Source organism: Azohydromonas lata NBRC 102462 (assembly GCF_001571085.1).
GTDB classification, from domain to species: domain Bacteria; phylum Pseudomonadota; class Gammaproteobacteria; order Burkholderiales; family Burkholderiaceae_C; genus Azohydromonas; species Azohydromonas lata.
On record NZ_BCTC01000012.1, the window covers coordinates 81,040 to 95,523 of the forward strand.

16 protein-coding genes are annotated in these 14,484 nt (G+C 63.2%); 8 read left to right on the plus strand and 8 right to left on the minus strand.

The window, feature by feature from the left end; all coding sequences use genetic code 11:
* Positions 1-89: 89 nt before the first annotated feature.
* From ALA01S_RS06935 to ALA01S_RS06970, 8 genes are read left to right on the plus strand one after another with little or no spacing between them, the layout of a single operon-like run.
* A complete protein-coding gene (locus ALA01S_RS06935) occupies positions 90-1,796 on the plus strand; it encodes a glycosyltransferase family protein (protein WP_157118798.1) in 1,707 nt (568 codons plus the stop codon).
* Positions 1,797-1,843: 47 nt separating this feature from the next.
* A complete protein-coding gene (locus ALA01S_RS06940) occupies positions 1,844-2,935 on the plus strand; it encodes an acyltransferase family protein (protein ID WP_066333902.1) in 1,092 nt (363 codons plus the stop codon).
* On the plus strand, positions 2,932-3,381 hold the full coding sequence (locus ALA01S_RS06945) for a GtrA family protein (protein ID WP_084267280.1): 450 nt from the start codon (positions 2,932-2,934) through the stop codon (positions 3,379-3,381). The genes ALA01S_RS06940 and ALA01S_RS06945 overlap by 4 nt, the downstream gene beginning before the upstream one ends.
* Positions 3,374-4,189, plus strand: coding sequence for a glycosyltransferase family 2 protein (locus ALA01S_RS06950; RefSeq protein WP_066333906.1), 816 nt, complete (start codon positions 3,374-3,376; stop codon positions 4,187-4,189). Before ALA01S_RS06945 ends, ALA01S_RS06950 begins: the two co-directional genes overlap by 8 nt.
* A gap of 2 nt (positions 4,190-4,191) precedes the next feature.
* Complete coding sequence (locus tag ALA01S_RS06955) at positions 4,192-5,079, plus strand: lysylphosphatidylglycerol synthase domain-containing protein (protein WP_066333907.1); 888 nt, start codon at positions 4,192-4,194, stop codon at positions 5,077-5,079.
* Positions 5,076-6,542, plus strand: a complete 1,467-nt coding sequence (locus tag ALA01S_RS06960) for a hypothetical protein (RefSeq protein WP_066333909.1) — start codon at positions 5,076-5,078, stop codon at positions 6,540-6,542. The genes ALA01S_RS06955 and ALA01S_RS06960 overlap by 4 nt, the downstream gene beginning before the upstream one ends.
* Positions 6,535-6,933, plus strand: a complete 399-nt coding sequence (locus ALA01S_RS06965; protein WP_174548609.1) for an HAD family hydrolase — start codon at positions 6,535-6,537, stop codon at positions 6,931-6,933. Before ALA01S_RS06960 ends, ALA01S_RS06965 begins: the two co-directional genes overlap by 8 nt.
* 7 nt (positions 6,934-6,940) lie before the next feature.
* Positions 6,941-7,690 carry a glycosyltransferase family 2 protein gene (locus tag ALA01S_RS06970; protein WP_066333915.1) on the plus strand — a complete coding sequence of 250 codons (750 nt, stop codon included), beginning with the start codon at positions 6,941-6,943 and terminating at the stop codon, positions 7,688-7,690.
* Positions 7,691-8,186: 496 nt separating this feature from the next.
* Here the strand turns inward: ALA01S_RS06970 and ALA01S_RS06975 are convergent, their stop codons facing one another.
* From ALA01S_RS06975 to ALA01S_RS07010, 8 genes are all read right to left on the minus strand, one after another.
* Positions 8,187-8,618 (minus strand): hypothetical protein, encoded by a 432-nt coding sequence (locus tag ALA01S_RS06975; RefSeq protein WP_066333918.1) that lies wholly within the window; start codon positions 8,616-8,618, stop codon positions 8,187-8,189.
* 8 nt (positions 8,619-8,626) lie between these two features.
* Positions 8,627-9,205 (minus strand): recombinase family protein, encoded by a 579-nt coding sequence (locus ALA01S_RS06980; RefSeq protein ID WP_066333921.1) that lies wholly within the window; start codon positions 9,203-9,205, stop codon positions 8,627-8,629.
* Positions 9,206-9,428: 223 nt separating this feature from the next.
* Positions 9,429-9,773 carry a BrnA antitoxin family protein gene (locus tag ALA01S_RS06985; RefSeq protein ID WP_066333925.1) on the minus strand — a complete coding sequence of 115 codons (345 nt, stop codon included), beginning with the start codon at positions 9,771-9,773 and terminating at the stop codon, positions 9,429-9,431.
* Complete coding sequence (locus ALA01S_RS06990; protein WP_066333928.1) at positions 9,760-10,026, minus strand: BrnT family toxin; 267 nt, start codon at positions 10,024-10,026, stop codon at positions 9,760-9,762. Before ALA01S_RS06990 ends, ALA01S_RS06985 begins: the two co-directional genes overlap by 14 nt.
* Positions 10,027-10,030: 4 nt before the next feature.
* The gene (locus ALA01S_RS06995) at positions 10,031-10,321 is read right to left on the minus strand and encodes a hypothetical protein (protein WP_066333931.1); all 291 of its coding nucleotides are present in this window, start codon (positions 10,319-10,321) and stop codon (positions 10,031-10,033) included.
* On the minus strand, positions 10,305-13,373 hold the full coding sequence (locus ALA01S_RS07000; RefSeq protein ID WP_066333934.1) for a DUF927 domain-containing protein: 3,069 nt from the start codon (positions 13,371-13,373) through the stop codon (positions 10,305-10,307). The genes ALA01S_RS06995 and ALA01S_RS07000 overlap by 17 nt, the downstream gene beginning before the upstream one ends.
* Positions 13,370-13,825, minus strand: coding sequence for a hypothetical protein (locus tag ALA01S_RS07005; RefSeq protein WP_066333937.1), 456 nt, complete (start codon positions 13,823-13,825; stop codon positions 13,370-13,372). The genes ALA01S_RS07000 and ALA01S_RS07005 overlap by 4 nt, the downstream gene beginning before the upstream one ends.
* Positions 13,822-14,016 carry a hypothetical protein gene (locus ALA01S_RS07010; RefSeq protein WP_066333940.1) on the minus strand — a complete coding sequence of 65 codons (195 nt, stop codon included), beginning with the start codon at positions 14,014-14,016 and terminating at the stop codon, positions 13,822-13,824. The genes ALA01S_RS07005 and ALA01S_RS07010 overlap by 4 nt, the downstream gene beginning before the upstream one ends.
* Between the last annotated feature and the right edge of the window lie 468 nt (positions 14,017-14,484).

The window sequence follows — 14,484 nt, forward strand, 5'->3', positions numbered from 1 at the left end:
ACCGGGCGGTTTCTCGGTGTTTTGCATCGGCCCGCGGTCTGGATTGAGAGACCGCAAAACATAACAGAACCCACCACAAACCCGCTCCAATGAAAAACACCACACCAGCACAGATCGATAAAAAGACATGGTATGTCGGCATACCCGTGCTGCTTTTTCTGGTGCTGGCATTGCGGGAAATCTCATTGCCGGGCCTCTACATGGACTCGGTCAACCCCGATTACCAGGCGGCATGGATGGTGCGCGGGGATCTGGCCATGCCTGCATGGATTTACCCGGACAATATCCTGGCTGGGCCTTACCGTTGGCCCTTGCTCAACTCCTTGTATGGCGGCAACGTCACGGCATACCTGGGCCTGCTGTTTTTCAAATTGTTCGGCTATGGACTGTATGAAGTCCGCCTGTTCCATACGCTGTTGGGTGTGTCGCTGCTGGCCAGCCTGGCATGGGCGCTGGATCAATGGAAAGTACCACGCCGTGCCATCCTGGTCGGTCTTGGCCTGCTCGCCGTCGAGCCCTCGTTTCTCTATGCCTGGCGCACGCAGTACTACCTGCAATTGACGCCGGTTATTTTTCTGGCCTTGGGCCTGGGTATCCTGGGGCGCTATACGTCGCAATTGCCCCTGAGCCCGCGACCACACCGCTCCCTGTTTGCAGCCGGCCTATTCACTGGATTCGCGGCTTACGGCTATTTCATTTTTGCGTTCTACGCTGCCCTGCTGGTTCCAACCTACCTCGTGCTGACCAGGAAACAGCCTGAGCTGCGTGCACGCGCCACCTTGCTGGCGGCAGGCGTTTGCACCGGATTTTCCCCTTTCGTTTACGCCCACCTCTCCATCATCGGAAACACCAATATTGGAGAATATATTCAGCAGCTGCGCGGGCTTCAAACGGCCTACGGCGTGGTGGACAATGAGCAAGGCGGCATCCTCTCCCGCGTAGGCATTGTTTTCAAGCGCCTAGCCAACCTGCGTGCAGGAACTGCCGTTGAAGCAACCATATTTTTCGAATCCGCCGCAAGCAAACTGATACGCCGTAGCGGCGCAATTCTTTTAGCCGTGGGGCCGCTGTTTTGCCTTTTCAGCCTATGGAGATCAAGGGCAAAATCAGACGCCAGCGCCGAGGCCGACCAGCGCCGGATGCTGATGAAATTGTGGTTCGCAATCCTGGCCGGGCATTTTCTGGTCGGCATGCTGGTGGGCCGCCCCCTGGGTTTGCAACACTACATCATGCTGCTGCCGGTGCTGTACGCCATGATCGCAACGGGCCTGCCCTTGCATGCTGCCGGCGGAAAATCCGGCGCCACGCATCGCCTGCCGGTTGCGGGATTGATATTGTGCGCGCTCGCATTTCTCTTTAATGCGACGATGTCCGCCCGGTTCTCCCAGCGGCTGAAAAACGAGGGCGGAAACGGCATGTATTCGGACGTGATCAACGTGGCCGTCAGCCACCTCAATACCGTCCCGCCGGGCAGTTTCGTGCTCTTTCCGCAGTGGGGATATTGGATGGGAGCCGTTACGGCATCCGGGCCGCGCTACTCCGCCGTGGAATCCCCCTCACTGGCCGCTATGCAGCAGCGCCTGTCCACCGAAGTGGGTTTGCAGGCTCAAAAATCTGTTGTTCTCGTGCTGGGCAAGGAGTTTCTGACAAACCAGCCAGCCGCGGATGAACAAAGAATCAATGACTTCGCGCGTACGGCCGGGTTCGACGTGCAAACCGTCGTGAAGTGCAAGGGGCGCAGCGGCCAGGACCAAGTCTGGCTTGCCTATTTGGCTCGCCCCGCCCAAACCAATTGATCCCCAAGCACACGACATGCTTCCAATACGCCGTGCGGGCAAGCGCCATGACCAGTATTTTTGAAAAACAAGCCAATAATTTCAACCTCGTCAGGCTGCTGGCGGCACTGCTGGTCATTTACTCGCACAGCTACGCCTGGACCCAGGGCGGCGAATGGCTGGCCAGGCACGTGGGTGGCGTCACCCACGCCGGTGAACTCAGCGTGGTGGTGTTCTTTTTCATCAGTGGCGCGCTGGTGACAAAAAGCTTGGCAGAAAGCCGCAGCGTAGGCGCTTACCTGGTCAAGCGCGCCACGCGGATCTATCCGGCCTTGATCGTGTGCTGCCTTTTCGTGGCCTACTTTGTCACCTGGGCTTTTGGCGGCACCGACCTGGGCAGCGTCCTTCACGACAGCAATATTCGCAGGTACTTCACCGCGAACTCCATCGGCCTCTGGAACATTCACTTCGTACCGGGCGTGTTCGAGACCCATCCTCAAAAAGGCCTTAACGGTTCACTGTGGTCCATCACCCTCGAACTGAGGCTATATTTATTCCTGGCGCTGCTGTACCTGATGGGCGTCACCAAAGACATCAATATTCGCTGCCTGGCCTTCATCACCGCCATCGGGATCATCGCCGTGAGCCCCGGACGCATGCCGCTGCTGGGCAACAACCAGGGCCTGCTGGGAACGGAAAGTTTCCCGGACTTCTCCATCATTTTCCTGCTCGGCGGCATTTTCTACAGCCTGGAAAAACAGATCCGGCTGAATTATCGCTGGCTGCTCATCATTTCCATCGGCCTGGTGGCTATGTCACGCCATACGGAACTGCAGCGGGCGGCCTTGTTTGTTTTTGCTGTAGCCGCCTCGCTTTGCCTGGCAAGGTCGGAATTTGCCATTCGCAAGCTTCCGTTGCGCCACGACTACTCTTACGGCGTGTACCTCTACGGCTGGCCCAGCCAGCAAATTGCCTACGCGCTGCTGCACAACGGCTCGAACGCTCCTTCGGCCGCAGCGATCACGCTCATCGCCATGCCGCTTGCCTTGCTGCTGGCGGCATTGTCATGGCATTTCGTCGAAAAGCCTTGCCTGCGCCTGGGCCAGCGCTTCGGGCAAATGCTTGAAAATCGCAATACTGCGGTACGGCAGTCGGCATGAATCCATTTCATTGGGTCAATTTGAGGAATTTTCTTTATTTTGCCACCCTGTCCGGCATGGGGTGGTTTCTTGACTTTGGCACTTTCCTGGTCCTGGTAGGCGCGGCCCATTTACCGGAATCGGTGGCCAACTTCTTCTCCTCCTACGTGGGACTGACGTTTGTCTGGATCACATCGCTCCAGCGTGTATTCAACGTCAACGCCAAATCCAGGCATCATTTTCTGCTGGTGTATTGGGTCGGCCAGTTCTTTTCCATCCTGGCCTATTCCTGGGCGCTGCACATCGTGGCCCAGGCACTGTCCCAGGCTCCGGGCCTGCCCTTTATCGGAGGGCACACGGACGCAAGCGCCAAGATCATCATCACCCCATTCAACCTGGTATCCAACTACATTTTCATGAAAGTTCTGACCCAATATATGCACAGGGCTAGATCCAGCCATGCCTGACACCAATTCCAAAATTCTGGTCTTCATCCCCGCCTACCGCTGCGAGGCGCAGATCACCCGCGTCATCGAACAGTTCGACGAGCGCCTGCAGCGCCTGGTGGATACCGTCATGGTGGTAGACAACCAGTCGCCCGACAATACCTTGCAGGCGGCCATCGCCTGCGGCAAAAGCAAGCTCAAGCATTGCAATTTCATTGCCTGGCGCAACGACAACAATTATGGCCTGGGCGGCTCGCACAAGGCTGCGTTCCGCTATGCCATTGAAAATGGCTTTGATTATCTTGTTGTGCTCCACGGAGACGACCAGGGAGACATTCATGATATGGCACCCTTGCTGGAAAAGGGTGAACATACTCAAACGGACTGTCTCATGGGTGCCCGCTTCATGCGGGGCAGCCGACTCAAGGGATATTCTGCCTTTCGCACTTTCGGCAACCACGTCTACAACAAGCTGTTCTCCATAGCGGCGTTTCGAAATATTCACGACCTGGGGTCGGGCCTCAACCTTTACCGGCTCGCCGGCTTCCGGGATTTCTATTACAAGAACTTCCCGGACGACTTGACCTTCAATTACGTCATGCTGCTGGCGAGTTATCACCGCGGCCAGTCGGTGCGCTTTTTCCCCATCAGCTGGCGGGAGGATGACCAGATTTCCAACGTCAAGCTGTTCCGCCAGGCTTTTCGGGTGCTGGAGCTGCTTGCAGGCTATTTTTTCAAGCGCGGCGCCTTCTTCAGGCAGGAGATGCGTGCCAAGGCTTTTGACACCTATACAGGGCAGATACTGCACAGGCAGTCGCCGCGCACCTGAACATGGCCACGTCGCGCAGCGTCCATCTCTATATTCTTGCGCTGCTTGGGCTGACGTCGGCCTGGCTGTGGTGGCGCTTTCCGGCCATTGCCGAATTGCGGCACCAGGCACACATGGCCGGTTTGCTGGCCGTGGCGGCGATTTACCTGTGCGCGCATTTACTTCGCATGGTGCGGCTGGGCCTGCTGACGCTGGATGAGCGGGAACGGGTATTCGACCTGGTGACCGCGCATGCCCTGACGGCATTTCCCAGCAGCTTCCTGCCCTTCAAATTGGGCGAGGCGCTGCGGCTGGCGGCCTTTTTCAAGGCATTTGGCGGCCGCCGCAAGGCGCTGGCGGTCTGGCTGGCCGAGCGGTTCAGCGACATGGTGGTGATCGCGGGTTTCATCCTGACGCTCTACCTGCTCAACGTCGGCGTGCCCAAACCCATGCGCATCGTCTTCATGATATTTGTGCTGGTGAGCATGCTGGGATTGCTTGGGCTGTTTGCCGTGGCCAAGGTATGCGTTTATCTCAGCCGCCACCTGGTGCTTTCCAGCCACAGCGCGCGAGGCCTGCGGGTATTGCGCATCAATCATGCGCTACGCAAGTTGGAATTGGAAATCTACAAGTCCGTCGAGGGCCGCCTGTCCGGCCTGTTCCTGATATCGGTGCTGATATGGGGTTTTGAGATACTGGCCCTGTCGCTGTTCATCAGCCAGTTTTCGATAGGTGAACCCGATTTTTCCTCACTGTTCGTGGCGGGCTTGGTGGCTAGTTTGCCGGGGGGGCACGCCGGCGAGGCCGGGGCTTTTGGCTTGTACCAGTCGCTGGTGCTGGTGGCCCTGTCCCTGTGCTTCATGGTCTTCGGGGGCATAGGCTTGCGTCTTGGAATCGTGAAATCAAAATGAAGTCCGCTTCCTCTCCCAACATATTGATCATCCTGGACGACCGGGAGTATGCCGCCGATGAAGTCAGCGGTTTGGTTGGCAACCGCCGTTTTGGCGACATCATTTTCAAGCGTCGCCGCCTCAGCGAGCACTTGAAATCGACGCTGCCCCCCTGGGCGCGTGCCAAGCTCATGCACGTACGCAGCGCGCAGGATTTGGCCGCGGTGCGCGAATATATTGAGGCGGGCAGCGAGGAAATGTCAGCCTGCATTATTGCCGGGCGGGCCGGCTTCACGGACGGGCAGCGGCTACACCAGTTGATCGAGCGCCTGCCTTATGCCGAAGAAGATTTTACCGACCGGCTTTACAAGCCTTTGTTCGTGTTTCTGCACAACGCGCACGACTTGATTTCGCGGTGGCCGGCGCTGGAGGGCGGGCCTGTGCACACCTGGGAGCAGGCGTGGCAGGATTGTCCGCGGCTCGAGTCCGTGCTGCCCTTGGACCTGGGGCGCATACGCGATTTTCTGAGCTTCACCACGGGAGCCACGGCAACGCGTTATTTCAATGCCGTGCAGATCGACTCTTACTATTACACCAAGAGTTCGACGGACAAGCGCAAGATGCGGGCGGAATATTCTTTCTATGAATCCGTGCCCGAGTCCATGCGGCCATGGCTGATCCAGCCTTTTGATTTTCAGGAAAATGGGGACCGCGCATCTTACAAAATGATGCGTTACTACCTGGCCGATGCGGCGCTGCAATGGGTGCATGACGCTTTTGATGCCGAGTCGTTTTCCGCCTTCGTGGACAGGCTGTTGTTTTTCATTGCGCAGCGTCCGCGGCAGGCGTGCACGCGGGCGGCATCGGCGGCGGTGGCGCGGGATTTATTCGTGGACAAGGTGCAGGCGCGCGCACGCCAGTTTCTGCAAATGGAAGAAGGCCAGCGCATAGACCGGCTGGTGGCCAGTGCCACGCCGGCGCTGGGCCTGGAGCAGCAATTGAAGCGCTATCTTGCGCTGTATGCGCGCCACGAAAAGCAGTTTGCTTTCGAGCATGCCGTGGCGGGTCATGGCGACCCGTGCTTCTCCAATATTCTTTACGACCAGCAGCGCTACCTCATGAAGTTCATAGACCCCAAGGGGGCCATGACACCGCAGGAGGTGTGGACGCATCCGCTGTACGACCTTTGCAAGGTTTCGCACAGTGTGCTGGGTGATTATGACTTCATCAACAACGGGCTTTACCGTGTTGGTTTCACGGAAGGCAACGACCTGGAGTTGCATATTGACCACGGCAGGCAGCCGCAGCTCAAGCCCGACTTCAAGCGCCGTGTAAAGGCTTTGGGACACGATGTGAAGATCATGCGACTGGGAGAGGCATCGTTATTCCTTTCCATGTTGCCGCTGCATATTGATCACCCCAACAAGGTGATTGCCTTTCTGCTCACCGCTCACAGTATCCTCGACGAGGTGGAAAATGATTGACGCATCGAATATGGTGGATGGCACGCTGGTCGTGGATGTTGACGGCACGCTGTGCAGCATCAAGACGGCCGACCAGTCTTATGCCGACGTGGAGCCACACCACGCAATGATTGCCAAGCTGCGCGAGTATCAGGCCCTGGGTTACCGGATTTTGTTGTATACCTCGCGCAACATGAAAACCTACGGCAACAACGTCGGACTGATCAACAAGCATACTGCTCCGGTATTGCTGGACTGGCTTGCAAAATGGGATGTACCCTACGACGAGATATTGTTCGGCAAACCCTGGCCGCGCAAACGAGGTTTTTATATTGACGACCGCGCCGTGCGCCCCAACGAATTTTTGAGCATGAGCGAGACGGAAATCCACAAAATGCTGGGACAGGAGTAAAGCCGCGATGACGACGCAAAATATCGTGATCACGATGGCCGGTCGTGGTTCGCGCTTTTATGAGGCCGGCTACACCGTTCCGAAGTACGAGATCGAAGCGCACGGGCGCACGCTGTTCGACTGGTCCATGTTGTCGCTGCGGGACTTTCTGGATGCGGACAGCCGGGTGATCTTCGTCTGCCTGGCCGAGAACCGGTCGCGCGATTTCGTGCTGCGGCGCTGCGAGGCACTGGGCCTGCACGACGCGCACGTGGTGGAGGTGGAGCAGGTGACGGATGGGCAGGCCACCAGCGCCTACGTCTCGCGCGCGCTGTGGGCGCCGCAGGCGCCGCTGCTCATCTACAACATCGACACCTACGTGAACCCGCGCGTCCTGCGGCCCGCCGACATACGGCCCGGCTCGGATGGCTGGGTGCCGTGTTTCCAGGTGCCGGGCGAGCACTGGAGCTTCGTCAAGCTCGGCGCCGACGGTTGGGCCGAGCGCATCACGGAGAAGCAGCGCATTTCCGAGCATGCCTCCATTGGCCTGTACTGGTTCGCGCAGGCGCAGGAGTACGTGAATGCGTATGAGGAGTTCTTCTCCGACGACGCCAACCTCGTCAAGGGCGAACGCTACGTGGCGCCGCTGTACACGCACCTCATCCGCCAGGGCAGGCACATCTCCATTGCGGACCTGCCGGTGGCTGACGTGAACGTGCTGGGCACGCCATCGGAGCTCAAGCAGTTCCTGGAGAAGGACCCGTCGCAGCTGCTGTAAGGGGTGCGCGGCCGCCCTGCCCCGAGCGGCGGGGCGGGCAGCTGTCGCGCCTGCCGAGGTCTGCCCTGCCATGAAGCGGGCAAGAAAAAGCCCTAGAGCGTTGATTCTCTAGGGCTTTTCGGTCTTTTGCGGCCTTAGCCGGACCTATGAATGGGCCGGGGACCATTGAATGCTTCTGCCAAACCATTGATTTACATGAATTTTTAGGCTGCCGTGCAAGCCAGTTATCCGGCGTGTTATCCGGTCATTCCCATGCTGGCAAATGGGAATTGGGTCGCCGTCCCGGCGCCGCTTGCCGGCCCTGCGGACCCGTGCAAAACCGGCATGCGCTCCGGTTCACTGCAAATTGCGCCGGGGACAGCGGGGACAACGGGGACAGCGATGCAAGTCCTTATCGCGCAACGCTTCTTCTGTCCCCGGCAGCTCCAAACTTGTCCCCGCCGCGAATTTCGGGCGGGGACAATTTCCCGGCGTGATTCGCACCAGGCGCAGCAGTTCACGCACCGCTTGGCCGCCGCTGGCGCTGGTGGCTTGCCAGCAGAAAGGCCCACAGATCCACCGAGGCCAGCGCGGCGCCGTCGTGGCGCCGGCAGTCGGTGCAGCTCCCGGCCGGCAGCGCCAGCAGCTCGAAGCCCTGCAGCTCGGTCAGCACCAGGCGCGGCAGCTCACGCACCGCCTGGCCGGCGCTGGCGCTGGTGGCCGGCCACGGCGCCGGCACCGTGCAGGCCTGCGGCAGCCCGCAGGCGCGCACGCTGGCCGCCGGCAAGGTCCACGGCCCACCGAGGCCAGCGCGGCGCCGTGGTTGCGCCGACAACCGGCACAGTGCCCCAGCCGGCAGCGCCAACAGCTCGAAGCCGTGCAGCTCGGTCAGCACCAGGCGCGGCAGCTCACGCACCGCCTGGCCGCTGCTGGCGCTGGCGGCCCCCATGGGCACGGTCAGCCCGCAGCGCAGTAGCGTTTGACCGTGGCAGATGACAGGCCCCAATGGGCAGCCGTCGCCGCGATGCTGGCGCCGTTCTCGGTGCGCCAGGCGCGCACGGCTGCAGGGTCGGCCTGCTGCGGCCGGCCCAAACTCACCTTGCCCTTGTGCGTGCGGCCTGTCTCGGCCAGGGATGCCCGCGCCTTGTCGCGGCCGGCCGCGGTGCGCTCCAGGATGCGGGCGCGCTCCATGTCAGCCACCTGCGCCAGCACGGCCAAGATCAGCTCTCCCACGCCCTGCGCAATCCGGCCCAGGCCGTGCACTTCCACGGCCACGCCACGGCGCAACAGCTCGCGCACTGTGGCCTGCACGTCCAGCGCATCCCGGCCCAGCCGGTCCACCGCGTACACGTGCAGCGTGTCGCCCTCCCGGATGAAGGACAGCAGCGAGGCGAATCCCGGCCGCGCCGCCGCCGGCACGCCGCCGCTCACCCCTTCGTCCTTGAACTCCCGGTCAAAGCCGCCGCCCATGGCGTGCCGCTGGGCGTCAATGCTTTGATCCGTGGTGGACACGCGGTAATAGGCAAGGCGGCTCATGGTGCAAGGTGGCTCAAAAGATAGTGCCTAGATCATGCCATGGCTCATAAGCCGTGATCAATACCTTGTGAGCCAAGCTCAAGCCGGTTTTTCAGCGTGGCTCATAACTTAGAACTTCTGCGCCATGCGGGCCGCACCGTGCAGCCACCTGCAACACGGCCGGCGGCCTGATCCGCACCAGGCACGGCAGCGCAGGCCACACCTGGTACGGCGCCCGCCGCCCTCAGCGTGCCTGCGGGTGCGTTTTCAACCAGTCCTTGAGCGCTTCGTTCATGCGCGTCTGCCAGCCCTCGCCACTCGCGCGGAAGGCTTCGATGACTTCCGGGTCATAGCGCACTGTCACGGCCAGCTTGCGCGGCGCCTTCTGCGGGCCGCGCTGGCCGGGACGGCGCTTGAGGGCCACAAGGCCTTCGTAAGTCTCCTTGTCGAAGAACTCACTTGCAGGCTTGGCCTTCTTGAACCACTCGTCATCCAGTTCGGGGTTGTCAGAGTCCGCCGCGATGCCGGCATTGATGGCCTTCTCCTCTTCAGGGGTGGGCCAGATCGTCCCGGGCTTAAGTTTTCCCATAGCGGTTCATCTCCCGTGGATTGGCCTTGCGCAGGCTGATCAGGCGAACCGCCGCGCCGCGCAAGGTAAAGACCATCACGTACAGACGCAGCCCGATATAGCCCGTGGCTTGAAACCGCGTCTCCCCATAGCGCTTGCGGTCGTCCGCCTTGATGTCGGCGGTTTCCCACTCGAAGCCTTCAGCCTCGTGGAACCAGACCCTGTGACGGGCCACGTTGGCGGCCAGCTTGGCGGGGTCGTGCTCGTAGCGCATGAGCTTACTGTAGCTGCAAAAAGCCCATGCTCTGGACCCGGCCAGCGGCACGGCCCACCGAGGCCAGCGCGGCGCCATGGTGGCGCCGGCAGCCGGCGCAGCGCCCGGCCAGCAGCTCGAAGCCCTGCAGCTCGGTCAGCACCAGGCACAGCAGCTCACGCACCGCCCGGCCGCCGCTGGCGCTGCCGGCCCGTGCAAACGTCTGCACGGGCCCATAAACGAAAAGCGCCAGCGTGTTGCCGCGCTGGCGCTTGAGGGACTGGACCTGGGCCGGTGGCTCAGAGGTCGTCTTCAAAGATGCTGGGTTTGATGTGGAAGCACGGGGCCTTGTTCATGCCGGGCAGCCGCTGCTTGTTCATCAGCCGGTCCTTCTCGTGCACCAGGTGGCCGCGCTGCTGCAGCAGCCGGGCCACGGCCTGCGGGTCGAAGCCCTTGCACACGTCGCGCCGGAAGGCTTCGGGGAGCACCAGGTATTCCACCAGCGCCTCCCGCTTCTCCGAGGATTCCGGCGTGCTCACGTGCTCCATGTACTCGGCCGCCGCGTCGATCCGCAACGGCTTGCCTTCTTCGTCCACCAGGCGCCGGAAGCCGGCCCGCAACGGGGTATTGGCCCGCCGGTCATCCATGGCCCGATGCGTCCACGTGAAGAGAGCGTCCCCGTTCTTCTCCAGGAAGGCGCGCACCTGGCGCAGCATCGCGGCCGTTTCGCCGTTGCCGGCGTGGCCCCGGGTGCGCAGCCAGGCCATGAAGCACTCGCGGGCAGCGGCTTCAGCCTCGCCCGGCTCCCAGCCCGTCACGCCGGCATTGGTTGCCAACTCGCCGGCCGCAGCCACCAGCGCAAAGCGCGAGGCCACGCGCCACACCTGCGCATGCGAGTGCGCCGGCACCCATTCCTGCTCCATGCGCCGCATGAGGCTCTGCCCCAGCTCGGCAGCCTCGCCCATGTGCCCGGCCAGCCATTCCAGCCAGGCGGCGCCGGCCACGCCATAGGCCGCCGCGCTGGCGCTGGTGATGGCTTCCGCAAAAGCCTTGCCAGCGCCCGCGCCTTCGGCCAGGCCGTGCAGGGTCTGGAACATGCCCAACCCGGCGCCGGCATCGGCCGGCACCGAGGGCATGCGCACAAGCTGGCCTTCGTTGGGCTTCTTGCCCGCTTCCTGCATGTGGTCCGCCAAGGTCTTTTCCCCGGAAGACAGGAACAGCAGGCGCCAGGTGCGCCGCTTGCGCGGCAGCAGCCCGCGGGAGCCGCGAATCTTTTCCGCCTCGTTGCCCAGCATGTAAGCGCAGTCGCCCACCACCCGGCCATCCATCTGCCCGATTTCATCCAGGATCAGCAGGCAGTCCGAGTGCTGCACGGCCACGCTTTCCAGGCCGTTATCCGTGGTGCGCCATTGCTGCTTGAACTTCGGAGATCCCCACACACTGGCCGCCGCCAGGAGCGCCGTGGTCTTGCCCAGGGACGAATCGCCCACCAGGTGAAAGCCGCCGGTCTGGACCTGCAGCGGCCCCACCAGCGGGCCGGCAAAGGCGCAGGCCAGGGAGAACACCAAGCGCGAGTTGCCAGCGCAACGGGCAGACACGCCCTCTTGCCAGTCATCCAGCGTGCCGCGGCGCCGGAAGGTGTCTTCCATGCCTCCTTCACTCTGGAACACGAAGCGCCGGCCCTCCGTGGAGCCAATGCACCGCGAAGGCAGCACGTACACCGGGCCATGCCAGCCCACGCGGTCCGTGCACGTGACACGGGCGGATGGGTTGCGGCTGTCGATGTACTGCCCCAGCAGGTTGCGAGCGCGCACACCGGTAGCTGTACGCAACCCCATATCCCGCAGGCGTGCGGCCCATTCGTTGGATTCCCCACCGAACAGCGCAGCCGGCGCAGCCCAGGTGCGGGGGTTCCCGTCACGGTTGCGGAACTCCAGCAGGTAGCCATACCCGTTATCGGTTTCGTCGCGGGTGATGGCTGTCACGTGCAGCGGCTCGCAAAGCCACTGCGGCGGCTTCTCGTTGCCCTCGCTGTCGCGGGCAATGAACCACACGCCGCGCTCGTCCACGTGGAAGGGGTCGCGCGGGCGCCGCGTGCCGCCGTCGCCCCCGTCATCCCCTGCCCCGCCATCAGGCGCAGGCGGGGCGCTGGCGCTGCCGTCCGTGGCCGGAGCACCCTTGCCCTTGGCGCGCTTGCGCGGCGCCTTCTGCGGGGCGCTGGCGGGCTCGGCAGCGGTATCAGTGCCGGCCGGCGCATCGGCTGCCGGCGCATCTTCAGTACCAGGGGCCAGCGGCAAGGCCAGCAGTTCGCCGGCCGCGCGCTCCACCAGCGCCAGCACCGCACCGGCCCCGGCGTGCTGCGCCAGGTCGTTGAAGTCGCTGCCGTCATCGGGCAGGCCTTCGGGAAAGACGGCCAGGCCGCCCACGGCGCGGGCCGCGGCTTGCGCCTTGATGCGGCCGGGGTTCTTGCCGGTACGCGCTTCCGTGGCCTTGTCATCGTCACCGGCCACCAGCAGCCGGGCGGCCGGGTACAGCCGGCGCAGCGCCTTGGCGACTTCCGGCAGGTTGCCGGAATCGAAGCCCACGGCCACCGGGTGGCCCGCCACCTCGTGCACCGTAGCCGCCGTGGCGTACCCCTCCGCCAGCGCCACCAGCGCGGCGCCTTGAGGCTCGCCCACCATGTGCCACAGCCCCGCCTTGCGCCCGCCGTACAGGTAGCGCTTTTCCCGCTTGCCTTCGGCGTGCTCCTCTTCGGTGGGCTTGGTGGGCGTGATCTGCTGCAGGTTCTGCAGCTCGCCGGCCTCGTTGCGCATGGGCACCAGCAAAGTGCCGTCGCTCATGAAGCGCACGCCGTGGGCCTGCACGCCCTTGCGCTGCAGGTAGGCGCTTGCGCCCTGCTCGCTGGCGTGCTCCCACATGCGCGCGGCCTTCACGGCTGCCTTGTCGGCCCGCTCCCGGTACTTGGCTTCTTCTTCGTCGCGCTGGCGCTGCCGGGCTTCGGCCAGGCGCTGCACCTCTGCTGGGTCCGGTGCAGACGCCTGCACACCATCGGCATCGGGGAAGCGGAAGCCGTGGTCCTTGGCGATGGAAAACAGCGTGCCGATGCGCACCCGGCCGCCGGCTTTGATGCTGCGCCAGGTGTCGCGGGCGTCGGCTTGGTTGTAGCCCTGGGCGCTGCTGCTCCACTCGTCCCACAGCTCGAAGCCCTGGCCGTCCAGCTCGGACTTGCAGGCCATGGCCAGGCGCACCCAGGTTTCCCGGTCCACGTCCGGCGGGATGCACAGCAGGGCACTGCGCACCAGGTCAGGCGTGATGACGCGCGGCGCTGCCGGGCCAGTCTGGCCCTTGCGGTACTGCGGTCCTGTCATGCCTGGCCGTCGCTTCCTGCTGGGGCATGAGCGGCGCGGCCCCCGCCGTCACTCAGCGCCCGCCTCGCTGCCGTTGCTTGGTCGGTAAGCGTCTGCAGCTCGCCCGCCACTTCGGCGCACATGTCGCGGGCAACAAGCAGGCACTGCCCAATGTGATACGGCGTACTTTCATCCGCAATTGCGCCTGCCCACTCGGGTTCGATGCTGTTCAGGCGCGCTCTCAACGGCTTGTCCAGCGATGCCGCGGCATCCAGGCTAGACAGCGCGTGCACGGCCTTGGTGGCTACCTCGCACACGGCCAGCAGCGAGGCCACTTTGTAGGCCAAGACATAGTGCGCATCCTCGCTGCGCCGCACTGCCTGCCAAAGCGCGCTGTCTGCCTTGGCACGCAGATCCTCAACAGCACTCGGCTCAGGCCTGCGGCCGGGGATTCGGGTGCTGCCGGCGCTCATTCGGCGCCCCCGATCTGCTCCAGCAGCGGCAGCGCCACCAGCCAGGAAATGCGCCCGCTCAAGGCAGCGCGCAGCAGGATGCGACGCGCCACGCGGCGCAGGTAATGAGGGGGAACGTAGGAGGAAGAGGAAGGTTGCGCAGGCAAACGCAACGTGCCGCCAGCGTGGGCGGACTTGGGGCTTTGGGCCATGGTTCCGGGCTCCTTGTCGAGCTACAGAAGCCACCCGCCACGTTTTCAAGCGCAGCGGGTGGGCAGGGTGTTGAAAACACGCAACAAGACGTGCCGCCGTCCTTACGGATAGGCGCACCCTGCCCATAAACCTGACGGAATCCGGGCATGACAAAGCCGCGCTGACGTGGCGGCCGGACGCTTGTTGTGAGGTGTTTTCAAGCACCTGGGCGCAGTTTGCCACAGAGGCTCGTGCGGGCCGCTCATGGCGCCAGGAGCAGCGGCAGCGCCGCAGGCGAAGGCACCGTGCCAGGCAGCGCGGGGCACCGCTCATTGCACGCTCCCATGGGGCACCAGATTGGCAGCCGGCGCGGCGGCCGGGAGGTGGCGCAGGATGTCGCCGTCAATGCAGAAGAGGGGCACGCGCCGGCTCAGGCCCGGCAGCTTGTGCTTCTCCAACTCCTGCCGCATCAGGCGGGCGCGCACTAG